The organism is Streptomyces sp. CA-288835 (assembly GCF_050936385.1).
Classification (GTDB): domain Bacteria; phylum Actinomycetota; class Actinomycetes; order Streptomycetales; family Streptomycetaceae; genus Streptomyces.
The window spans coordinates 6,660,484-6,683,414 of sequence record NZ_JBNJMW010000001.1 but is presented as its reverse complement, the minus strand read 5'-3'; the positions used below and the strand labels follow the sequence as shown (position 1 = coordinate 6,683,414).

Below are 22,931 nucleotides of genomic sequence, written 5' to 3'. Positions count from 1 at the left end.
GACGACAGGCCCCAACGAGGCTCCCGGTAGGCGAGTTGAGACGCGAGAGATTTCCCTCAACAGCCCGAGGGCCTAGCCTGTTACGCCGTACTAGCGTGTCCGATCGCCGACCGCGAGGGTGCTCTGCGCCCCATCAGGCCGTACGGTGGCGACCATTTTGCCTACCGACTTGGTAAAGAGAATTCGCCAAAGCGGGCCGCACTGTACCTCCACCACTCGATGGAGGGTCCATGCCGCGAAGAGCACGGCAACGAGTACACCGAGGTAGGTCACGATTCGATTCTCGTTGGTCGCGAACCGGGAGATCGCCATGTAACCGATATGGGCGTGCAGGAGATAGATCGGGTAGCTCAGGTTTCCAGCCAGGCGTGAACCCGGAAGGTGCAGCGAGGCTCCTTTCTCTGAGTTCAGGAAGAAAAAGAACGCGAAGAAGGAAACGATCACCATCGTGATCACCTGCCTCGAGTATTGGATGGCGTCATTGGCAGGCGGACTCGGCAGTGTCGCGAGGACCGTTTCGATGCAGAGGACAGCGCTGACCGCGACTGCCATCAAAGAGGCAATCGAGGCACGCCGTTTCAGGACTGCGAATGCCGCGCCGGCAGCGAAGAAGGTGAACTGACCTCCGAGGAACAGTAGTTTCGGAAGGTCTGCAAGTAGAGCAACCAGCATCACGGAAGGCCACAGGAGGAAGACACGCTCGAGATGGTTCCGCCATCCCAGGAGCAGGAGGACGAAAACGAGCAAGTAGAAGGCGAGTTCGTACTCCAGGCTCCAGTAGACGCCGTCGACGTATTTTTCACCCAGCAGGCGGGGCACCATAGTGAGATTGGCGAGTACTTGAGCCGGCTGGACCGATGTTCCTAAGCTCTGCTCCCCCCAGAACAGTGCGACGAGGGAGGTGAGGAGGACGGCTGCCCAGAATGCCGGGAAAAGACGAACTGCTCGGGACACTGCGAATTCTGCCGCAGTCCTGCCCTGCACAGAGAAAAAGATCACATACCCGCTGATCATGAAGAAGAAAGGAACGCCCAGGTATCCGTACATGGCCCATTCTGAAATACCCGGGATGTGGTCGATTGATGTGACCTTGCCGTTCTCGATCCCGTTGTACAAGTAATGGAAACACAGTACGCACAGCGCGGCGAGAAGCCTCGCGTAGTCGAGCAGTTCGAGTCGTTTCACTCAGGGATGATACAAAGTCCGCCGGGAATTTACCGGTAAGTCGCCACGTTGCTACTCCAAATGAGCTGTTGAGCCGAGCGACTCAGGAACTGCCGCGCCTTTCCGCGAACCAAGACGCAGTCACAGACCGGAGTTGATCAGCGACGTCCCGAACGCGGATGGCGTCAGGTCTCGGCCAGGACGAGGCGTCGAGAACGTCGGCGCTGGTCACGCGTTGAAGAAGCGTCGCCTGAACGTCGCGGCCGACGGACCCACCATAATCGTAGAATCGGAAATCACTCGAGTTGTTTGCGTACCGAGCCAGAGGCATCGCTGGTGTTTTCACTACATCCGCTACCACCAGTCCGTGCAAGCTGCTGGTCAGGACCCACTCCGCACGTCCAATGGCCGGGAGCACGTCGTCAAGCGGATCCGAGGTGTACACGACGCGGGCGTTCAATCTTTGCGCGTGAGATTCCAATTTGTCGATTGTTCGCGCATTTCTCCTAACGCTGTAGTGCGCCACCACTACGCCACCACTTCTCCTTTCGCTTGGCGCAAGGCGCCCTTCGAGCAGCAGAGCCGGATCCCCTAGAGTTGTAGTTTGAGGTAGTTTTAGGATTTTTCGCGTTTCAGGTCCGCGAACGGCTAGCAGATTGAGGCGGCGCACTCCGCGTCGAACCCGATCCAGCAAGGAGGGGTCGAGTTGAGGTAGACCTGATCCGATTACGGCGGTTCCATCACGTGCCTCTAGGGCTGCCCTCTGGAGAACTGAACCCAATGTGAAAACCTCCGCTGCTGGGGCATCCGCGTGCTTCACCGCGGTCGTTTCGCCCAGCTCCATGCGAAGAATTGAAGGGGCCAGTTCATCACCGAAGTTACGAAGCGCCCAAGGCGGTAGCAGACGCCCATCGTTCCGACGCGTCCAGAGGTGACAGAGGGTAAGGACCTTCTGGCGGCGAGTTCCAGTCATTGGCCTCCACCAGAAGAGCGGAATCGAAGGGGGAGTCGTGATCACGATCAGGGAGCCTTCCTGCCCATGAAGGGCAACTAGCAACGCAGCCGCCACGGCCTAGTTGAATATTGCACAGCTGCCGTTAACCGCGAACGACGTCATGGCCAGAAATGAAGAAGATAGGGCGATTCAGCCACAACGTCCCACAAAAAATTAGTCCACGACGTGTCGCCGCGCGCAACAGCAGCGCGTCATCGCCTCAGGCCCGGAGAGATTAGTCGCCTCGTACGTACTGGGGATTAATCAGACATTGGCACTCGCAATATCTTCCCCATTATTCTTTGGCGGCACCGGCGTAGTACGCCGGGTACTCCTTCAAGTCGCTACCGGCGAAGGCACTATGCGCGTCTTGCGGCCGGGAGGCGTCTGACTGCCGTCCGCTACCACCTGTGGACCTGGCCCGGCGATCACCCGCACCTACCAGCGGGACTCGGTTAGCGGCGAAGAACTGTTGTAGCCGACGGTCACGAGCGTTGCCCGGTGACAGCGGGTTGCCTGGCCGTGGGTTCAGATGTCGAAATCGGGAAGAAGCGGCTCCACTCAGTACGCTCCGTCCGAAGCCATGACAGCCCTGAAGGTGCGCCAGAGGATGATGAGGTCACCCGTTAGCGACCAGTTCTCGACATAGTGGATGTCCAGTCGGATTGCTTGCGTGAAGTCCAGGTTCGAGCGGCCGGAGACCTGCCAGAGGCCGGTCATGCCGGGGCGGACGGTGAGCCGGCGGGTGGCCACGTGGTCGTAGCGCTCCACCTCGAAGTGTCGCTGCGGGCGCGGGCCGACCAGGCTTATGTCGCCCTTGAGTACGTTGAAGAGCTGCGGCAGTTCGTCGAGGGAGTAGCGACGCATCACCCGACCGACCGCGGTAACCCGCGGATCATCGGCCGGCTTAGGGAGCTCAGCGATGCTCTTGCCCTCTGTTGCGACCAGCGCGGCCAACTCGGCGTCCGCACCGACCCGCATGGAGCGAAACTTGATCATCCGGAAGGGCCTGCCGTCCCGCCCGATGCGGTCCTGGACGTAGAAGGCCGGGCCTTCGCTGGTGAGCTTGACCAGTGCTGCACACACCATCAGGACCGGGCTCAAGATAAGGAAGAGCACCGAAGCGCCGACTCGATCGAACAGTGTCTTCGCGAGGCGCGACGCGCCGGCATATTGGGGTTCGTCGAGATGAAGGATCGGCAGGCCGGAGATCTCGTGTAGGTGGAGGCGCGAGCCGTCCACGTTGACGACATTCGGCGACAGCATCAGCTCGATGCCGGTGCCCTCGAGCCCCCAGGCGAGTTCGCGAAGGCCGTCTGGGCCGAGGTTTTCGGTATCGGTCACCATCACCGCGTTCGCGCCGGTCAGCCTAAGCATCTCCTGCAATGTGTGGCTACGGTCGAGGACCGCGATTCCTCTGTCCGTGACCGGCTCGTCAATGCCTTCACCGTCGGGCACCCATACACCGGTGACGCGGTAGCCCGACTGCGGAACTCCAGCAAGCGAGGCAGCGACCCTGCATGCTGACTCGCGGCCGCCGATGACCAGGACGTTGGACAGCGCACGCCCTGCGGCTCGGTGGCGGTGCAGCTGTACCCGGGCAACCCTCCGCCAGAGCAGCAGGCTCAGCAGCCCCAACGGGAAGGCAGCTGCCAGGTAGAGACGGGAGGTGTCGACCTTGAGCGCCACGGCCAAGACGGCCATCAACGCGAATGCTGCCCAAGTAGCGCGGATGACGCGGAGGTACTCCTCGGTCCCATAACCGATGACGCGTGGGCTCAGGCTCCGGAAGGCGTTGAGTGTCAGCCACCACACGATCGCCATGACGACACCAAGGATGTCGTACGACGGAGAGAAGGGAGCATCGGCACGTACATCTGACGCCAGGCCGAACCGTGCTGCTCTGACGATTCCCAGCACCACCAGAAGCACCGCGAGGTCGCCGAGGGCGAGGAGCCTCGTGTAGGGCCTGCGCCAACTGGGCGGGGCGGTCGCCGTGACGGCGTACCGTTGAGCCGAGATCGGACCCAGGACCTGCTCGAGCATGGTACCCCCGGTCCTTTCGTTTACCTGAGGGAATTTATACCAATCTTTGCTTAAATATACCGTTTTGACGGTTCTTTGATTACATATGACGCTTTGACGATCTCACCAATGTGACCCTGGCCACAATCCGGCACGCCCGGTACTCTTGCTGCAGACAGGTGAAATGACCCTAGCCAGAGTGTCTTTTGCCCGGGGGACGCCTGCGTCTGGACCTGGAATACGTTGACACGTGGTCCGTCCGGCTGGACTTGGCGATCCTTCCGCGCTTTGCCCGCCGTGCCGCACGGAAGCGGCGCCTACTAGGGCCAGCCTGTAAGAATGCCGCGTCCGAAGAGCCCAGATCTCCGTACTGTCGTCCGCCTGCTGCGCGATCGCCGCGTCCTGCTGCCCGTGTGCACCGTCATCGGCCTGCTGTTGGCGGGTGCCGGCTGGATCGTCGTCACCGGTGTGCTCGCGCGCAGCGAGTTGCTTGCTGCCCAACGGAGTTTGGAGACGCTGCGGGGGCAGGTCGCCGCTGACCCGACACGGGGTTCTGCCCAGCGCCTGCGTACTGATGAGGCCGCCGTGCACCGTGCCGCGAGACATGCTGCCCGGGCGCACCGCCTCACCACCGGGCCGGCCTGGTACTCCGCGGCCCACCTGCCTCTCCTCGGAGGACCGCTGCGGACCGCGCGTGGTGTCGCCGAAGCATCCGACCGGCTGACCCACGAGGTGTTTCCTCCGCTGGCACGTACTGCCACCCGCCTGGGGGTCGCCGCAGGAAGCGACAGCGGACACCTCGACCTCGCCGTGTTGCGGCGCTCGGCTCCCCTTCTGGAGCGGGCCGCGCGCAGCGCCTCGGATGTGCGGACGGAAGTCGAAGCGTTGCCGCGCGGTACGTGGCTGCCGGCCGCCGACACCGCCCGAGCCCGGCTCGCGGAGCAACTCGGCCCGATCAGCACCGCCACAGACGATGCCGCCATGGCGGCCCGGGTGATTCCACCCATGCTCGGAGCGGATGGGCCGAGGCGTTATCTGGTTGTGTTCGAGAACACCGCCGAGGCCCGGGGCACCGGCGGGCTTCCCGGGGCGTTCGCGGTGCTCACCGCGCAGGGGGGCCGACTGCGCTTCGAGGACTTCGGCAATGACACCGAAGTGTCCAACATCCAAGCCGCGGTCGACCTGCCGGACGAGTACGCCAGGCTCTATGGCCACAGCGCTCCGACCAGGATGTGGGTCAACACGAATCTGAGTCCGCACTTCCCGTACGCCGCTCGCATCTGGGCCGCCGCCTGGCGCGCGCACACCGGCCAGCGATTGGACGGTGCGTTCTCGCTCGATCCCGGTGCGCTGTCCGCTCTGCTCGCGGCATCCGGATCGGCCTCGCTGACCGACGGGACCGCCGTGACCGCTGCCAACGTGGTGGAGCTCACTCTGCGCACCAGCTATGCGGCATACGAGGACATCCCGGAGCGCAAGGCGTTCTTCCTCGATGTCGCGCGTGCCGTCGCCGCTCGGCTGACGGGAGCCGTGGACGATCCGGCGCGCCGCCCGGCGCTGTTCACGGCCCTGCGGCAGCAACTGAGTGAGGGGCGGATCAAGGTGTGGAGCGCCCACCCCGACGAACAGCGTGAAGTGCGGGAGCGTCCTTTCGGCGGTGCCCTGCCGGATGGGCCCGCGCCGCTCGCCGGGCTGGTGGTGACCAATGCGGCGGGCAACAAACTGGACTATTACCTGGACCGCCACCTGGTGTGGGAACCGGGCCGCTGCACAGCGGAAGGCCGTGAGATCACCGTGACCGTACGCCTGGCCAATCGGGCACCGGCCTCGGGGCTGCCCTTGTATGTCACCCAGCGGACGGACAAGCCGCCCTACCCGACCCAGCCGGGCGACAACCGGCTGCTGGTGTCGTACTTCGCCAGTGAGCAGTCCGGGTTGACCAAGGCTACGCTGGACGGTCAGCCTGCGCTGCTCCATCACGGTGCCGAGCGTGGGCATCCGGTCTACACCCTAGATCTGGAGCTTCCTGTGGGCTCCACCCGCACCCTGGTGCTGCACCTGCTGGAGCCGCGCAGCGACCTTGCCCCGACCGTGCTGCGTCAGCCGCTGGTTCGTCCGCTCCACACCACAGTGCGGCCGTACGGTCCGTGTGACGGCTGACCATCGGTGGCGATGCGCCCCTTCAGGCCAGGTGGTCGAGGTGCGCGGCAGCGCTTTCTGGCCACGGAACCATCGCGGTGCCCGTCGGACGCCCGCCCGGCCCGCCCCCGGTCTGCGGCACATCGGCGCCCCGCAGCAGCAGCCGACGCTCCCCGCTCCCGTCACCGCCCACGTGGCCACCGAGGACCACGGCAGAAGGCGCATACTCGTCCCCGGCTCCTGCGTGCCGCGCGTACGCAGCTCACCCGTTACCCGGCCCGTGCGGCCTACGCGTACCGATAGATCCCACTCTGGTCCTCCACCTCGCCCGGCGTCACGTCCCACGGCGGCATCCGCTCATGCCGTGCGGCGACCCGGCCGCGCTGTGCGTCGCCCCGGGCGAGCGGCTTGGCGGGGAGATAGCGGGCGCCCGGGTGGCGCCGCTGCCAGCGGGACCAGAGGAGGTCGACGAAGGCGTGGTGCAGCCAGAAGACGGGATCGTTCACGGAAGCGCCGCCGAGCATGTGGCCGCCGACCCAACGGTGCACCCGGTTGTGCGTACGCCACGAAACGGCACCCCGCCCCGGCCCCCACCCCTCCAGCTTGTTGCGGAACCCCTTGGCGGACGTGGAGTCCCAGGGGGCCGCGTCGTAGACCGGGTCCTTGAGGGCCCGGTCCACATCCGCGGCCGTGGGCAGCGCGATCGGGTCCCGCCACCGGCCCAGGTCACGCGTGAGGAACTCGGTGTCGGTGATCCCCACCTCGATGGTCCACTCGCCGTTGCGATAGGCGAAGGGCCCGTTCATGACCTGCCGGTCGGACTTCCGCCCGGTCCCGCCGAGCAGGTCCTCGGTCCACGGTACGGACGTGGTGCCGCGGTTACGCGTCCAGTCCCAGTACGGCACGGTCACCGAGTCGTCCACGCGCCGCAGCGCCTCCTCCAGGTCCAGCAGGAACCGGCGGTGCCAGGGCAGGAAGGAGGGGGCCATATGGGCGACGCGCAGCCCGGGCTCGCCGTCGGAGCGGTAGTACTCGATATGCGTACGCACGAACTGGTCGTACTCGCCCCGGCGCTTCACCTCGAGCAACGCCTCGACAAACCGCCGCCGCTCGGACTTGGTGAGCTTGCTGACGTCCTTACGCGTGTACACCACAGCGGTGCTCCCCCTCGGTTCCGTTGCCACAGCCGTGCGTACGGCCGCTCGTGTCACCCGGCGCGCCATCCGGCGCCCCCAGCCGCGCGCTCGGCCCCAGTTCGTCGACGGCCGCGCGGGCGGCGGCGAGCGGAGTCGCGTACGACTGGTAGTGGTCGACCATGCTCACCCAGCTGCCGTCCGCCCGTGGCATCAAATGCAGCGGCCGCCCGTCGACGGCCACATGCCAGCTGCCGCCATCTGAGCTGCCCCCGGACCGCCCGTCGTCATGCCTGACGCCGACGATCCGGCGCCCGCGATACGTCTCCTCGAACCGCGTCTCCTGCGCCCCGGCCGCTCTCGACCCCACCACGAACGGCGCGGACGCCATCCCGGCCACCACCGCGAACGCACCCCGCAACATTCGCCGCCGCCCCACGGCCCCAGCCGCACCACGTACCGGCGAAAACCTCACTCGTCTGCTGCTCGCCAACGGTCTGCCTCCTCCTCGCTCCTGCGCTGAACCCACGAACACGCTGAACCCGGAAACACACTGAACACGCCGAACACGACCGAAGGGCCGATCCCGCACGCACGCGGAATCGGCCCAAGGAGCCCGGGGACGGACGGTCAATAAGCACCCGATATGCAGATCCGAAAAGGAGCCGGAGCCGGAGACGAAATCCGAGCGAAGGCCGGAGACGAATGTGCGCCCGAACCGCTCAGCTCAGCTCCCGGTTCTGCACGGGTTCTCAGCGCACCAGTCGCGCGTCACCCTTCACGACGCCCGTCGTCTTCTCGACGGCCTTGGGCAGCAGTCCCTTCTCCGAGTCGAGCATCTTCGGAGCGTCCAGCCCCGGCGCCTTGACCTCCTGAGCCAGGTTGCCGACCTTTCCACTGAGGCCGGCGGACCCGCTCCCCGAGGCGTCAGCGGCGACAGCGGGAGTGGCGAGACCGGCCACGACAAGGGATCCGGCAACGATGGCGGCAGCCTTCAGAGACTTCATCGTGTTCCTTTCTTCGGCAACCCGTAAGTCGCCAGCGGGAATTGCTTCACCGAATCCAACGAGGCCGGGACGCCGCGGAAACCCCGAACACCGAAATTTCCGGCCCGCCGAAGAAAAGGTCACCCGAATGAAGGGCGCGTCTTATCCGCGTTTCTCATCCTCTTATGAACGCGACTGTGAAGGCGGGGCACATGCGCCCGGCCGCAGCAACGGACGCCGTACCGATCCGTGACAGGGCCACAGGTTCGGTACGGCGTCCGGGCCGAGCTGTGCCTGCTTCGCCTCAGGCACAACTCCCGTTCTCAGGAAGGCTGGTCCTAGGGCAGGACGGGGTTGGGCGGCACGAGGCCGTTGACGGGCGGCTCGGGGTTGATGGGCGGCAGGAGGGCCTCGATGAGGTCCGTGAGGCTGTCCGACACGGCTTCGAGGGCTGCGCCGATGGTGTCGGCAGCGGACTGGATGGCGGTGATCAGGGCGTCCACGGCGTTCCGCAGCGCGGTGAGCGCATCCGAAATGGGGGTCGAAATGGGGGGCACCGGGTTCGCGGCCGACGCCGCCGAATCGGCCGGTGTCACAGGAGCCAGGGGCGCGGTGGGAGTCGTCACGCCCGGCGTCGAGGGAGTCGTCGGGGCCGCCGTGTTCGCGGCCGCCGCGTCGATGGCGGCCTTGGCGGCCTCGCCGAGTCTCGTCACCTCCGCGGTGGAGAGCTGGGAGTTCTCGGTCTGGGCCTTGAGCGCGGCGTTCTGAAGCTCGGTGACCGGGGCCGCCACGGAGCTGATGGTGCTCAACTGCCTGACCTGGGCCTGGAGGGTGGCTACGTCGGCGGCGGGAGCCGACTTCGACTCCCGCGTACGTTCCCGCGCCTCATCGGCGGCCAGGGTGGTTGGAGCTGCGACACCGATCAGAAACGTGGCGCAGAGTGCGGAGGTCGCGATGCGCCGTGCCGAAAGAGCAGGCATGGAGGTTCCTTTCGCAAGGGTGCGTGGGGTCCTTGTGGCCACCCTTAAACCGGTGGCCACACCCTGCAACCGAGCGGGCGCACAGCGTGACACCTCGCCCTCTCCTGACCATGCATCACCGCTGGTGAGCGCCCCTGTCGAACCCCTCCGGACACCCCACCCCGTTCGGCGCAGCATCCCGGCGACACCGGCCGAGCGGCCACCGACACGAGGCGAGTGATTTAAGCGGTTCGTCACTCTTGCCCGATATGTGGGGTTTGAGGGGATAGAGTGACGCCCCGTCAGCCGCATTTGACGTTCTCGCGAAAGGGCAACGCCGGTCATGCGTCATGCCCGGGGTCTTTCCACTGCGACTCGCACGGGGGTCCGCCCGTTCCACGGCCCATCAGGGCGGAACGGCCGCCCCTCGGGCCGACGCACACGGTGATGGTCAGCCGGTCCGCCGGATCGTTGCGCGACGCGACGCGGCAGGGGGCTCCGCCGCGCATCCTCCACGTCACCCAGCCGGTGGACGGCGGCGTCGCTAACGTCGTCACCGAGCTGGTCCGGGCCCAGCGCGCGACCGGTTTCCACGTGACGGTCGCGTGCCCCGACAGCGGCCTCGCCCAGACGCTCCGGGCACTCGGCGCGGACGTACGACACTGGCCCGCGACCCGCGCGCCCGGGCGGTCGCTTCCCGCTGAGGTACACCGGCTCGCCCGCATCGTCGACGAGGTCCGGCCCGACGTACTGCACGCGCACAGCGCCAAGGCCGGGCTCGCCGCCCGGCTGGCGGTCAGGGGGCGGATCCCGACGGTTTTCCAGCCGCACGCCTGGTCGTTCGAGGCGGTCGGCGGGCTCACGGCGACGGCGGCCCTGGCGTGGGAGCGCTGGGCGGCACGGTGGGCCGCCCGAGTGGTGTGCGTCAGCGAGGCAGAGCGCACACGAGGCGTACGGGCCGGAGTCCAAGCCACTTGGCGAGTGATCCCCAACGGCGTCGACCCGCGGCGCTTCCACCCCGCCGCCGACGCGCCCGTACGAGCCCACGCCGCCGACACCCTCGTACGAGCCGGAGCCGATGCCCCCGTAAAAACGGACCCCGTACGAACGGACCCCGTACGAGTCGCCCCGCCGCCGCTCCCCGCCCTCGATCCGTCCGCCCCGCTGGTCGTCTGCGTAGGACGCCTCTGTCGCCAGAAGGGCCAGGACGTACTGCTCCACGCGTGGCCCTCGGTGCTCCAACACGTGCCCGGAGCCCGGCTGGCGCTTGTCGGGGACGGGCCGGACGAGGAGCGACTGCGGGACCGCGCGCCCGAAGGCGTGCTGTTCGCCGGTGCCGTGACCGACGCCCTGCCCTGGTACCAAGCCGCCGATCTGGTGGTGCTGCCGTCCCGTTGGGAGGGCATGGCGCTGGCGCCGTTGGAGGCGATGGCGTGCGGGCGGCCCGTGGTGGTCACAGACGTGGCGGGGGCGCGCGAGAGTCTGCCGCCTGGTCACCGGGCGCACTGCCTCGTACCGCCCGGCCTGCCGGGACCGCTGGCCGACGCGCTCACCGGGCTGCTGCTCGACCCGCCGCTGCGCGAGTCGCTCGGCCGCCAGGGGCGCTGCCACGTACTGGCCGCGCACGACGTGCGGCACTCGGCCGAGGCGGTCGCGGCCCTCTACCGCGAACTCCTCGGCTCCGGGCGCCCGGTGCCCCAGGAACCCATCGAGTGCAGGGAGTCCATCCGCTCGTGACCGTCGAACGCACCGTCTCTCCCCTCGCAGCCCAGCAACCGCAGCGGGGATTCCTGCCCGCACCGCTCCTCCCCCCACGCGGGGCCCGCGGGTTTCCCGCGAGACAGCGGTCCGCGGCACGCCCCGCCCCGGCACTGCCCCTGCTCCTCGTGGACGCGACGGCCGCGCTCACCGCCGCCCCGGCCCTCCCCCACCCCCTGCTGGCCGCACCCCTGCTGCTCGCCGTCCTCTGGCTGAACGCGCTGGCCGCGCTGTACCGCCCGCCCGCCGTACCCGCCGTCCTGGACGAACTCCCCGCCCTCTGCGCCCGGATCACGGTGAGCTGGTGCGCCCTCGCCGCACTGGTCGCGGCCCTCTCCCCGGCCCACGCCCCCTCTGTCCGTACGCTGCTGACCGGCTGCGCCCTGCAGACCGCGGCGAGCTGCGCGGGCCGCGGCCTGGTGCACTGGCGCCGCCGCCGGATGCTGGTCCGCAACCCCGCCGCCGCCCTCGTCGTAGGCCCGGCCGCCACCGCCCAGCGCGTGGCCGCCGCCTTCCTGCGCCGCCCGGAGTGCGGCCTCAGACCGGTGGGCGTCCTCGCCGACGACCCTGCCGGCGGTACGGGCCTGCCGGTGCTCAGCACGGACGAGGAGGTCCAGCGGGCCGTCGTCCAGAACGGCGTACGGGCCGTGCTCCTCGTCGGGCCCGTCGGTGAACACGGGCTGCTGGTAAGGGAGTTGGCTGAGGGCGGCTGTGCGCTGTGGGAGGTCGACGCGGACGTACCGGCGTACGACCCGGTCGCGAGCCCCGCGTACGAGGAGACCAGCCGCGCAGCCTACGACCCGTCAGGAGCCGTGCCGGGCAAGGGCATCGCCCCACACGACGAGCCCGGCAGCACGGCACACGCACGCACCGGCTACCTGCCCTCCCCCCGCACCCGCACCCCACGCGAACGCATCGCCGGCTTCTCCTGCCGCCGCCTCGAAGTCGGCCGACGCCCCGAAAGCCCCGCCAAGCGCGCCCTCGACGTGCTGGTATCCGGGATGCTGCTCCTGCTCGCCGCCCCGGTACTGCTGGCCTGCGCGCTGGTGCTGCGGCTCAGCGAAGGCCCGGGCGTCGTCTTCCGTCAGGAGCGCGTCGGCCAGGACGGACTCCCCTTCACGCTGCTGAAGTTCCGCACCCATCGCCCGGCCGACGAGCACGAGGCCGCCACCCGCTGGAGTGTGGCGGGTGAGCGGGACATGAGCCGGTTCTGCCGTTTCCTGCGCCGCACCTCGCTCGACGAGCTACCCCAACTGTGGAACGTATTCCGAGGCGATATGAGCCTGGTCGGGCCGCGCCCCGAACGCCCGTACTTCGTCGCCGGGTTCAGCCGCACCTATCCCGGTTACGCGGCCCGCCACCGTATGCGGACCGGCATCACCGGGCTCGCCCAGGTCCAGGGGCTGCGCGGCGACACCTCCATCGAGGACCGCGCCCGCTTCGACAACGCATACATCGACGACTGGTCGCTGTGGCAGGACATCTGCATCCTGCTGCGCACGGCCGCCGCACTCGTGCGCCCCACGGGGAGCTGACCACCGGTGAGCCACGCATACGCCGTCCTGCCTGCCGCGCGCGCACTGACCCCCGTACTGCCCATCCTCCCCGTACTCGCGGTGATCGCCCTGCTCGCCCTGCCCGTCGCACCGGGCAGCGAAGGCGGCGCGAGCCTCGCCGACGCCGCCTCCGGTGTCGTGGTCCTGTGCTGCGCGATCCGTCTGCTGCGGCAGCGGCGGCGCCCCCTGTCCCGTACCGCGGTAGTCGTACTCGGCCTGCCCGTGGCCGGTTTCGCGGTGGCGGCGGCCGGGGCCATCACGCCCGGCGCGGCGCTCACCGGCTTCGCGCGCTGGCTGCAGATCTTCGTGCTCGTACCGGCCGCCGTCCTCCTCCTCGTCCGCGACCGGCGCGACGTACGGCTGCTGGCCTGGTCGGTGGTGGCGCTCGCGGTGTGGCAGGGGGCCGTAGGGGTGCACCAGTACGCGACCGGGACCGGCGCCTCGTACATGGGCCAGGAGATCCGGGCGGTCGGCACCTTCGGCCCGGCGGACGTCATGGGGATGGCGACCGTGGTGTCCTTCGGGCTGGTGTGCGCGGTGGGACTGGCGCTGGCGGCAGGGTCCGTACGACAGCGGGTGTGGGCCTTGGTGTGCACGGTGCTGCTCGTCGTGCCGCTGGCCGTGTCCTTCAGCCGGGGTGCGTGGATCGCGACGGCCGTCGCGTGCGGGGCGCAGTTGGTGCTCGCGGGACTGCGGCGGGCGGTTGCGGCGGGTGCGGTCGTGGCCGCGGTGACCGTGATCCTCGTCGGCGGGTTCGGCGTCGGGTCCACGCTGTTGCAGGAGCGGGTCAGCAGCATCGGCCAGGTCGGCGACGCTCCGGACCAGTCGGTCACCGACCGGTACACCATGTGGGCGGCGGCGGCCGGCATGTGGCGCGAACAGCCGCTCACGGGCGTCGGCTTCAAGGGCTTCCCCGAACACCGCGACGGTCACGCCTCACTGGCGCTGTCGTCGGGCAGCGACATCGAGGGCGCGGGCACGGAGTACCGGAAACAGCCACTGCTGTCCCCGCACAACATGTACCTGCTGGTACTCAGCGAACAGGGCATCATCGGGCTGCTGACGCTCGCCGGAAGCTGGCTGGCGCTGCTGGTGCTGGGGCTGCGGAGACTGACCCGCGCCCGCAGAGCGCGGGACCCCGGCAACGCCCCGACGCCGGAATCGTCCCTCGACTGCGGGCTCATCGCCTGCGGCCTGCTGATCTGGCAGCTGATCAACTTCGCGTACGCCGATATCGGCGGCCCCACGACCGTCCTGACCGCCATCAGCCTGGGCCTGACGGCGTGGTGGGCGCTGAGCGCTCCGCTGGAGGTGCGGTCATGAGGCCGCGGGCCGGTCGCCCCCGCAACGGCGCGGCACATACGCCACAGCCCCGCCCCCCTCACAGGGCGCGGCACCACAGCGGACTCCGCCAAGGCCGCTTGCAGGGCCGCCCCCAACCGGCCGTCTCCGAGCCCTCCGAGGAGGCGGCCCCACGATGACCGTCCCCCCTCCGCCGGCCGGAAACGCCACGGCCACCACGCCTGCCCCCGGCACGGAAGCCCCGGAACCCACGGTGGCGGGCCCCCACACAAACGCCCCCGACCCCGACCCGGGCACCAAAACCACCTTCGTCTCGCAAGGCTTCCTCGCCAGGGCCGCCTTCATCACCGTCCTCCTCTCCCTGGCCGGAGCCCTGCTCGGCCTCGGCCGGGACCAGGCGCTGGCGCATCTCTTCGGAGCCGGGAGCGATACGGACGCCTTCCTGGTCGCGTGGACGGTGCCGGAGTTCGCGGCGACCCTGCTCATCGAGGACGGGCTGGCCTTCGCGCTCGTACCGGCGTTCAGCGCGGTCGTGGCCCGCCGCGCCAGTCGCGTCCACGGCGGCACAGGCAACCCGGGCGACCCCGGCGACCCAGTACGCGCCCTGGTCCGCCGCACACTGCCCCGCCTGACGCTGGCGTTCACCGTGGCGTCGGCGCTGCTCATCTGGGGAGGCCCGTACCTGGTCGAGCTGCTGGCGCCAGGGCTCCCGGACCCCCGGCTCGCGGTGGACTGCACCCGGCTGACCGGCACCTGCGTCCTGACCTTCGGCCTCGCCGGCTACTGCAGCGCCGCCCTACGCGCACACCGCCGCTTCGTCGCGCCCGCAGCCATCTACGTCGCCTACAACACCGCCATCATCACGGCGATGTTCGTCCTCGGCGGCCGCTGGGGCGTACGAGCGGCGGCGATCGGCGTCGCGCTGGGCGGCGTACTCATGATCGCCACCCAACTGCCCTCCCTGCTACGGCAGTTGCACCGCCGTCAGGCGTCCCTCGAGCCGACCGCAATGGGCGCGCCGCACACGACGACGAACGCGATGGCACCCGCGCCCCCAGGGCATCCGTCAACCGACCGCCACGCCCTCAACCTCGCCCTCTTCCTCACCGTCCTCCTCTTCGCCCTCTGCCGCCAGTCCCAGGTCCTCATCGAGCGCTACCTGGCCTCCCCCCTCCCCGCCGGCACCATCTCGCACCTCAACTACGCCCAAAAAGTGGCCCAGTTGCCGATGGTGCTCGCCCTGATGCTGTGCACGGTCACCTTCCCCGTCGTCTCACAGGCACTGGCCGAGGGCGACACCGAGCGGGCCCGCGACCGCGTCGAACGCGACCTCGCGGCGGTGTCGTACGTCGTCCTGCTCGGCACCGCAGCCGTCGTCGCCTGCGCCCCGCAGCTCATCCAACTCCTGTTCCAGCGGGGCGCGTTCACGGCACAGGACACGGCGGCCACGGCAGCCGTCATGCGGGTGTACGCGCTCGGGCTGCTCGGCCACGCACTCGTGGGCGCCCTCGTCCGCTCGTACTTCTCGGCAGGCCGGCCCACCTGGTACCCGGTGGCCGCCATGACCGCCGGTATCGCCACGACCGCGGGTGCCGGTGCATGGGCAGTCGGCCCGTGGGGCGTGCTCGGCATCGCCGCCGCCAACGCGGCCGGCATCAGCCTCACCGCCCTGATCCTCCTGTACGGCATGGGAAAGCGCGCCGTACCGATCCGCACCCGCCCGGTGCTGGCCGCGATGGGCAAACCACTGCGCGCGGCACTGGCCGCCTGCGCGGTGGGCTGGTTCACCGCGAGCCTCATCGGCTCCCCCACCCTCGGGCTCACCGTCGGCGGCACAGCCGTCACCGTCGTCTTCCTCCTGCTCGCCGGGCTACCGGGCGGGCAGGGCCTCGCCCCCACGATCCGCACCGTCACCCGGAGGCTCCCGTATGCCCGTATCCGCTGACCACGACCCTTCAACCGCGCGAACTACATCAACCGCGCCAACCGCGCCCCCTCCCGACCTCGCGCCCCAGCGCAGACCCGGCCGACCCCCCTGGGTGGCGATGTACCACTCCGTGGACGACTGCTCCCACGACCCGTACCGCGTCACCGTCTCGCCCCACCGCCTCGACCGCCAGCTCACCTGGCTCCGCCGCCGAGGCCTGCGCGGCGTCGGCGTGCACGAACTGCTCGCCGCCCGCGCCCGCGGTGAGGGCCAGCACCTGGTGGGCCTGACCTTCGACGACGGCTACGCCGACTTCGTCACGCACGCCCTGCCGCTGCTGCACCGCCACGCCTTCGGCGCCACCCTGTTCGTACTGCCGGGCAGGCTGGGCGGCGACAACGCCTGGGACCCCCTCGGCCCACGCAAGCCACTGCTGTCGGCGGACGGCATCCGCCAGGCCGCCGCCGCAGGCATCGAGATCGGCTCGCACGGCCTCACGCACAGGGACCTGACCCGCACCGACGACGCACGGCTCCGAGCCGAGGTGAGCGACAGCAGAGCACTGCTCTACGACGTGACCGGTGCCCACATCCACGGCTTCTGCTACCCGTACGGCCAAGCCGACCACCGAACCGTCGAAGCCGTACGCGAGGCGGGCTACAGCTACGCCTGCGCAACCGCCACCACCCCCGGCGACCTGACCGGCCCGTACGCCCTCCCCCGCGTCCACATCGGCGAGCGCGACACAGCCTGGCGACTGCACCTCAAGCGCCACCTGCACCGCCTGCACCGCCGCCCCGTCGACGGCGTGTGAGCCCCCGCCATGCCCGACTTGAAGGCCCTGCACATCATCACCGGCCTCGGCGTAGGCGGCGCGGAACAGCAACTCCGCCTGCTCCTACGCCACTTGCCCGTCGACTGCGACGTAGTGACGCTCACCAACCCCGGCCCGGTAGCCGACGGCCTGACGGCGGACGGCGTACGCGTCGTCCACCTCGGCATGTCCGGCAACCGCGACCTGTCCGCCCTCCCCCGCCTCGCCCGCCTGATCCGCCACGGCGGCTACGACCTCGTCCACACCCACCTCTACCGGGCCTGCGTATACGGCAGGCTCGCCGCCCGCCTGGCAGGCGTACGGGCCGTGGTGGCCACCGAACACTCCCTCGGCGGCACCCAGTTGGAGGGCCGTGCCCTGACCTCCGGAATGCGCGCGCTGTACCTGGCCAGCGAACGTCTGGGCCGCGCCACGGTCGCCGTCTCCCCCACGGTCGCCGACCGCCTCCGCGGCTGGGGCGTCCCCGAGCCGCGCATCGAGGTCGTCCCCAACGGCATCGACCTGGCCCGCTTCCGCTTCGACCCGTCCCGCCGCGCACGCACCCGCCGCCGCCTCGGGCTGCCGAAGGACGCGTACGTCATCGGCGGCATCGGCCGCCTCGCCGCGAGCAAACGCTTCAGCGTCCTGATCGAAGCCCTCGCCCAACTCCCCCGCGATTACGTGCTGTTGCTGGTCGGCAGCGGCCCCGAGGAGAGCGTGCTGCGACGCGCCGCCCAACGGGCCGGGGTGACCGACCGCGTCCTCTTCACGGGCGAGCAGCCGTACGAGCCCGACGGCACCCGTGACCGCCTGGACCTGCCCTCGCTGACCTCGGCGATGGACGTCCTCGCCTCCCCGAGCGCCGAGGAGTCCTTCGGCCTGGCCGTCGTGGAAGGCCTGGCAGCAGGCCTGCCGGTCCTGTACGCCTGCTGCCCCGCCGTCGAAGACCTCCCGCCACGCCTCGCCGCCGGCGCCCACCGGGTAAGCGGCGGCGCGGACGCCTTCGCCCACGCCCTGGCCAAGACCCGAGCCCAGCCCGGCAACAGCGGTTCGCGCCGACCCCCCGCCGCCGCCCGCCACTACTGCATCACGCACACCGCGGCACGCCTCATGGACGTATACGCGGCCGCCGTCTCATCCCCGTAACCCTCGGACCCGTAACCCCCGGAGCACTCCCCTGATGACCACCAAGACCGACTCCCCGGCCACCCCCGCCACCCCGACAGCCCCACCCCGCCGACTGCGCGCGGCACTGCGACGCCTGCGCGCCCTGCCCCCCTGGTCCCTGCTCGCGGCAGGCACCCTCACCGGCGCCCTGGCGGGAGGCGCATACGGCGCCCTCACGCCACCCGCCTACTCGGCCTCGGCCTACGTAGTCGCCGTACCGACCGCGAAGTCCGACCCCCAGGCCGCACTCGGCTTCGCCCAGGCCTACGGCCGCGTCGCCACCCAACTCGCAGTGCTGGGCGACGCCCAGGTGTGGGCGGGCGTACCGGTCCCGACACTCCTCGAGAGCGTACGGTCGGCGACCTCCCCGGACGCGCCCATGGTCGCCGTAACCGCCACATCCGCCCGCCCCGACCTGGCCGCCGACATGGCCAACGCGGTCACCGGCGCGATGACCCGCCACGCCACCCACACCAAGGACGCCACGCACATCGAACTCCGCCAGTTCTCCCGGGCCATCCAGCCAACCCAACCCTCCTCGGCATCCCCGGCCCTGACCGCCTTGGTAGGCGCAAGCGCCGGCGGCCTGCTGGCCGGCCTCGCCCTACTGGCCCGCCCACGCCCCACCACCCCCGACGGCACGAGCCCGGCCGTCGTACCCGGCCCGGCCACGGCCGCCGACGCCCACGGACAACTGTGAGCGCGGTAGCGGCGCAGTCAGGCGCCGGCACCCTGCGAGCCGAACTGTGCACCGAAGAGCGCGAGTTCACCGCCCTGGCCCCCGCCTGGGAACGCCTGTACCGCCGATGCAGCGCGGCCACCCCGTTCCAGAGCCACGCCTGGCTGCACTCATGGTGGATGTCGTACGGCACCCCGGGCCGCCTGCGGCTGACACTGGTACGCGACAACGACGGCGAACTCCGGGCAGCCGCACCCCTGATGCGCACCGGCGGCCTCCTGCCCCGCCTGGTCCCGCTGGGCGGCGCGATCTCCGACTACAGCGACGTACTCCTCGACGACGACCACGCCGACAGCGCCGCAGCCACCCTCACCCAAACCCTCTGGTCGGCCGCCCGCACCGCCCTGATCGACATCCGCGAGGTCCGCCCCGGCAGCGCAGTGGAGCAGGTGTACGCACACTGGCCCGGCCCCCGCCTCCAAACGCCCGACTCGGTATGCCTGGAACTACCCGCCAGCCCCCTCAACGAGCTACTCACCCGCATGCCGCCCGGCCGGGCCCGCCGCGTCCAGTCCAAGATCCGCAAACTCACCGAACTAGGCATCGAACACCGCTTCGTCCACCCCGAAGAGGTGCCCTCAACCATCCGCACCCTGCTGGACCTCCACCGCCTCCAGTGGCAGCACCGCAAGGTGACCCCCGAACACCTGAAACCCCGCTTCCACGACCACCTGACCCGCTCACTCGTCCCCCTGGTCCGCTCCGGCGACGCAGTGGTGACCGAATTCCGGGCCGGCACCGACGTACTGGCCGTAGACGTCACCCTGCTGGCACGCCGCCTGGCCGGCAACTACCTCTACGGCGCCCATCCCCGCCTACGCGAATGGAAGGCGGACATCGCCACCATGCTGCTCCACGCCTGCGCCTCGCGCGTATCTCAGGCCGACCGCCAGATCCTGAGCCTGCTACGCGGCACCGAACCGTACAAATTCCGCTGGCGCCCCGACACGGTGATCAACCAGCACCTCCTCCTGGCCCGCCGCCGCACGGCCCCCCTGCTCTCGGCGGTGGCCTGCGAGGCTTACGCGCGCGCCCGGGCCCGGGAACTCGTACGCGGCCGGAAGGGAGCGGTTGCGGTCACCAACTAAAACGGCCACCAGTCGCCGAACCAGTCATCACGGATGCAGGGCTCCCCACCGATCCAGTACTCGATCCAGTCGCCCAGATCCAACGACCGGCAGCCCGGGGAGGGTTGGGGCTCGGGAATGGGCTGAGACTCAGGCGTCGGAACGGGGGTGGGTACCGGCGTCGGAACGGGCAACGGCTTAGGAGGCACGGTCTCCGCCCCGGTTCCTGTCCCGGTCCCGTCCCCGGTCTCGGTACGCCCGTAAAGCACAGCCCGATACACCTCGGCCGCCCGCGGATTCTGCCCGCACTGCCACACCCCGTGCGGGCAGTAGTCGGTGAGCGTGTTGTACACCGGCCGGTGCTGATCCATCCAGGCCAGCATGCGCCGCATGTACTCCGGATTGTCCCCGTTGCGGAACAGCCCCCACTCCGGATACGAGATGGGCTTCCCATGCTCCCGGGCGAAGTCCACATGGTCCTGCAGCCCGTACGGCTCCGAAACCTGCTCGTCGAACGCCATCCCCCGCGGCTGGTCGTAACTGTCCATCCCGATGATGTCGACGCTCGCGTCCCCCGGATAACACTCGGTCCACGGAACGGCATCCCGCCCCCGACTAGGCGTGAAGTCAAACCGAAACGCCTGCCCAGGCACCGACCGCATGGCCCCGACGATCCGATTCCAATACGCCTTCCAGGCCTCAGGATCCGGCCCGCACCGATGGGTGTAGGTAATCCCGTTCATCTCCCACCCCAGCACCAGCACGGTATCCGGCACCCCCAACCCCACAAGCCGCTCACCCAACCGCCGAAAGTGCACATCAAACTCCCCGGCAGCCCCCCGCCGCAGCAGCCCCCGCACCTCAGAATCGGACACCCCCTCCTCGTTCCGCTCCATCATCGGCACATTGAGCACGAGCATCCGATCAGCCCGCGCCCGCCGCCACTCAGCCCAGTCATCAAGAAACCGAGGAGCCCCCTCGATATTGCTCCAAAGATCCCCAGGCAAATACGTACGCCCCACCCGCAGTTCGGCCCCACCAAGCCACCGACTGAACCAGTCCGTCCGCACCACACCACGCCGGCTGTAGTCGAGATAGGCGCCAAAGGCGGGGAACGAGGTAGGCGTTACGAGCGGAGCCGGCGTCGTGCCGGTACCTGTCGGCGCCGGTACCGGACCTGGCCCCGGCGCCGCCACAGGCCCCGGCGTCTTGTCATCCTTGTCCACCCCGCTGCCCCCAGGCCGACCAGGCCCCGCCAACAGAGCAGCCGCCGCAAGAATCCCGGCCGCCGCAAATACGGGCCATCGTCTGAGGCACCGATGCCGAGCGGCCATAACTGCTCCCGTCTCCGCTGATCAACGACGACCGCAACGACTGCACAGCCGCCGCCCTTTTCGCCGTATTACTCCTGACATCGAGTCATACGCACGACGGTCCCGCCAGCGGAGTTCCTCTACTTGGCCACACCCCGACCACCCCCACGAGTGACCGCTGCCCGGGCACGACTTCGGGGGCCGGACGAGTCTCCGCCCGGCCCCCGAAGGAAGCACACCCGCGTGGCTCCTCCTTACCGCACCGACGCGGCCCGACCCCGTCGGTACAGAATGACGCCGCCCGTCAGCAGCAGCGCGGAAGCACCCGAAGCCGCAATCACTTGCTTGCCAACGCCGGTCTCCGGAAGGGAGGGCGGCTTCGTCGGAGGCGAGGCGGGTGGCTTCGCCGGGGGCTCGGTGTGCGGAGGAGTGTCTGGTGACCACGTGGGCGGCTTCGCCGTAGGTGGTCTGTAGGTGGGTGGCGCCGACCACGTGGGCGGCTTCGTCGTCGGAGGCCTGTGCGTGGGCGGCGGCAACTTGGGCGGCTTCGTCGTCGGCGGCCTGTGCGTGGGCGACGGCGACTTGGGCGGCTTCGTCGTCGGCGGCCTGTGCGTGGGCGGATTAGTGGCCGGTGTGTCGCCATAGCCTTCCGGCGTGTCCGATTCGTGGCCGTAGCCGCTGTTGTCCTCGGCGCTGGCGTCCTCGCCATAACCGGAGTCGCCACCTGTGCCGTTGTCATCGACGTCGTCGCCATACCCACCGTCATGACGGGAGTCGGCGCCATCGCCATAACCGCCGCCACCGTCCTCGGCGCCGACGTCCCCGCCATAACCGGTGCCGTCACCGTAGCCATCGCTGTCCTCGACGCCGACGTCCCCGCCATAACCGGTGTCATCGCCGTAGCCATCGCTGTCCTCGACGCCGGCATCCCCGCCATAACCGGTGTCATCGCCGTAGCCATCGCTGTCCTCGACGCCGGCATCCCCGCCATAACCGGTGTCATCGCCGTAGCCGCTGTCGTCCTCGGCGCCGGCCTCCTCGCCATAACCGGAGTTGCCACCTGTGCCGGTGTCATCGGCGTCGTCGCCATACCCACCGTCATGACGGGAGTCGGTGATATCGCCATAACTTCCGTCATGACGGGAGTCGGCGTCGTCGCCGTAGCCGCTGTCACTTCCGTAACCGACCTCATCGACATCCGCGTAGCCACTGTCGTGGCCGACGGGCTCGCGCCCATCGTTGCGGTCGGGAGCGTTGGGGGTGCTGGACGATCCGCGCGTGTTCGGGCCACTGGTACAGGAAGTCCCGAAGGACGGGTCGGTCGCGACAGCGGCGTCGATGGACCTGTCGCAGGCGTTGGCGGATGCCTCGAAGTGCGAGTCCGAGTCCGCGAAGGCCGTGATGCCGTACACGGGCAGGATGCTCGTCGCGGCGGCAGCCACGACCATTCCCCTACTCAGTTTTTTTCGCAATCTCGTTGTCTTCCTGCTCGAAGAAAGAGGAAAACCGATCCTGGATCCAAACGAACAGGTCCCAGGCCGACCGGTGCCACAGCCGGAACCGAGTATGAGTGCATACAACAGGTCGCATCGCACCGTCGAGGTCAGTCACGCACGAGCCTTCAGGCTGTGTCCCGCGTGTTGGCGAGAGGACTGACTATCACGTCAGCGCTTGAGTACGGAACGATGCTTACCCAGTCTCCGGGCAACGTGGCAAGATGATCATATGACCCACATTTTCCCCGAAGCGTGATTCGACTCGCATTACTCTGCCGAGAAATATGGAATCGATGCTGCATCGGCACGAAATCATCCACCAAGCCACCGACTGAACCAGTCCGACCGCACCACACCACGCCGGCTGTAGTCGACGTAGGCGCCAAAGGCGG

At 69.1% G+C, this 22,931-nt stretch carries 19 protein-coding genes; 9 read left to right on the top strand and 10 right to left on the bottom strand.

All coding sequences use genetic code 11. The features are described from left to right. Positions 1 to 90 precede the first annotated feature (90 nt). The 3 genes from ACQEVY_RS30495 to ACQEVY_RS30485 all read right to left on the bottom strand — a co-directional run bounded on the left by ACQEVY_RS30495 (position 91) and on the right by ACQEVY_RS30485 (position 4,204). Positions 91 to 1,185 carry an acyltransferase family protein gene (locus tag ACQEVY_RS30495; RefSeq protein WP_432952580.1) on the bottom strand — a complete coding sequence of 365 codons (1,095 nt, stop codon included), beginning with the start codon at positions 1,183 to 1,185 and terminating at the stop codon, positions 91 to 93. An 82-nt stretch (positions 1,186 to 1,267) separates the two neighbouring features. Then, positions 1,268 to 2,008: a polysaccharide pyruvyl transferase family protein gene (locus ACQEVY_RS30490; protein ID WP_432952579.1), complete on the bottom strand. Its 741-nt coding sequence runs from the start codon at positions 2,006 to 2,008 to the stop codon at positions 1,268 to 1,270. Positions 2,009 to 2,719: 711 nt separating this feature from the next. Beyond that, a complete protein-coding gene (locus ACQEVY_RS30485) occupies positions 2,720 to 4,204 on the bottom strand; it encodes a sugar transferase (RefSeq protein ID WP_432952578.1) in 1,485 nt (494 codons plus the stop codon). 318 nt (positions 4,205 to 4,522) lie between these two features. Here ACQEVY_RS30485 and ACQEVY_RS30480 point away from each other — a divergent pair, with 318 nt between their 5' ends. Then, positions 4,523 to 6,343 (top strand): DUF4012 domain-containing protein, encoded by a 1,821-nt coding sequence (locus ACQEVY_RS30480; protein ID WP_432952577.1) that lies wholly within the window; start codon positions 4,523 to 4,525, stop codon positions 6,341 to 6,343. A 22-nt stretch (positions 6,344 to 6,365) separates the two neighbouring features. Here the strand turns inward: ACQEVY_RS30480 and ACQEVY_RS30475 are convergent, their stop codons facing one another. The 5 genes from ACQEVY_RS30475 to ACQEVY_RS30455 form a co-directional block, all read right to left on the bottom strand. Then, positions 6,366 to 6,515, bottom strand: coding sequence for a hypothetical protein (locus tag ACQEVY_RS30475; RefSeq protein ID WP_432952576.1), 150 nt, complete (start codon positions 6,513 to 6,515; stop codon positions 6,366 to 6,368). 94 nt (positions 6,516 to 6,609) lie between these two features. Then, the gene (locus tag ACQEVY_RS30470; protein WP_432952575.1) at positions 6,610 to 7,476 is read right to left on the bottom strand and encodes a tyrosinase family protein; all 867 of its coding nucleotides are present in this window, start codon (positions 7,474 to 7,476) and stop codon (positions 6,610 to 6,612) included. Beyond that, positions 7,460 to 7,846, bottom strand: a complete 387-nt coding sequence (locus ACQEVY_RS30465) for a tyrosinase family oxidase copper chaperone (protein WP_432952574.1) — start codon at positions 7,844 to 7,846, stop codon at positions 7,460 to 7,462. Before ACQEVY_RS30465 ends, ACQEVY_RS30470 begins: the two co-directional genes overlap by 17 nt. Positions 7,847 to 8,207: 361 nt before the next feature. After that, positions 8,208 to 8,462, bottom strand: coding sequence for a hypothetical protein (locus ACQEVY_RS30460; RefSeq protein WP_432952573.1), 255 nt, complete (start codon positions 8,460 to 8,462; stop codon positions 8,208 to 8,210). 317 nt (positions 8,463 to 8,779) lie between these two features. Further along, a complete protein-coding gene (locus tag ACQEVY_RS30455) occupies positions 8,780 to 9,421 on the bottom strand; it encodes a hypothetical protein (RefSeq protein WP_432952572.1) in 642 nt (213 codons plus the stop codon). 426 nt (positions 9,422 to 9,847) lie between these two features. Between ACQEVY_RS30455 and ACQEVY_RS30450 the strand changes: the two genes are divergently transcribed. The 8 genes from ACQEVY_RS30450 to ACQEVY_RS30415 all read left to right on the top strand — a co-directional run bounded on the left by ACQEVY_RS30450 (position 9,848) and on the right by ACQEVY_RS30415 (position 19,751). Continuing rightward, positions 9,848 to 11,137: a glycosyltransferase gene (locus ACQEVY_RS30450; protein ID WP_432952571.1), complete on the top strand. Its 1,290-nt coding sequence runs from the start codon at positions 9,848 to 9,850 to the stop codon at positions 11,135 to 11,137. Beyond that, complete coding sequence (locus ACQEVY_RS30445) at positions 11,134 to 12,693, top strand: sugar transferase (protein WP_432952570.1); 1,560 nt, start codon at positions 11,134 to 11,136, stop codon at positions 12,691 to 12,693. Before ACQEVY_RS30450 ends, ACQEVY_RS30445 begins: the two co-directional genes overlap by 4 nt. A gap of 6 nt (positions 12,694 to 12,699) precedes the next feature. Beyond that, positions 12,700 to 14,037, top strand: a complete 1,338-nt coding sequence (locus ACQEVY_RS30440) for an O-antigen ligase family protein (protein ID WP_432952569.1) — start codon at positions 12,700 to 12,702, stop codon at positions 14,035 to 14,037. 154 nt (positions 14,038 to 14,191) lie between these two features. Beyond that, entirely contained in the window at positions 14,192 to 15,961 is a 1,770-nt protein-coding gene (gene murJ / locus ACQEVY_RS30435) for a murein biosynthesis integral membrane protein MurJ (RefSeq protein WP_432952568.1), read from the top strand. 100 nt (positions 15,962 to 16,061) lie between these two features. Then, the gene (locus tag ACQEVY_RS30430; protein WP_432952567.1) at positions 16,062 to 16,757 is read left to right on the top strand and encodes a polysaccharide deacetylase family protein; all 696 of its coding nucleotides are present in this window, start codon (positions 16,062 to 16,064) and stop codon (positions 16,755 to 16,757) included. An 18-nt stretch (positions 16,758 to 16,775) separates the two neighbouring features. Beyond that, on the top strand, positions 16,776 to 17,903 hold the full coding sequence (locus ACQEVY_RS30425; protein ID WP_432955475.1) for a glycosyltransferase: 1,128 nt from the start codon (positions 16,776 to 16,778) through the stop codon (positions 17,901 to 17,903). Positions 17,904 to 17,937: 34 nt separating this feature from the next. Next, positions 17,938 to 18,624, top strand: a complete 687-nt coding sequence (locus ACQEVY_RS30420; protein WP_432952566.1) for a lipopolysaccharide biosynthesis protein — start codon at positions 17,938 to 17,940, stop codon at positions 18,622 to 18,624. Beyond that, positions 18,621 to 19,751, top strand: a complete 1,131-nt coding sequence (locus tag ACQEVY_RS30415; protein WP_432952565.1) for a GNAT family N-acetyltransferase — start codon at positions 18,621 to 18,623, stop codon at positions 19,749 to 19,751. Before ACQEVY_RS30420 ends, ACQEVY_RS30415 begins: the two co-directional genes overlap by 4 nt. On the opposite strand, the gene ACQEVY_RS30410 is transcribed toward ACQEVY_RS30415, so the two are convergent. Then, on the bottom strand, positions 19,748 to 21,064 hold the full coding sequence (locus tag ACQEVY_RS30410; protein ID WP_432952564.1) for a glycoside hydrolase family 26 protein: 1,317 nt from the start codon (positions 21,062 to 21,064) through the stop codon (positions 19,748 to 19,750). The genes ACQEVY_RS30415 and ACQEVY_RS30410 overlap by 4 nt on opposite strands. A gap of 233 nt (positions 21,065 to 21,297) precedes the next feature. Further along, the gene (locus ACQEVY_RS30405) at positions 21,298 to 22,485 is read right to left on the bottom strand and encodes an LPXTG cell wall anchor domain-containing protein (protein ID WP_432952563.1); all 1,188 of its coding nucleotides are present in this window, start codon (positions 22,483 to 22,485) and stop codon (positions 21,298 to 21,300) included. Between the last annotated feature and the right edge of the window lie 446 nt (positions 22,486 to 22,931).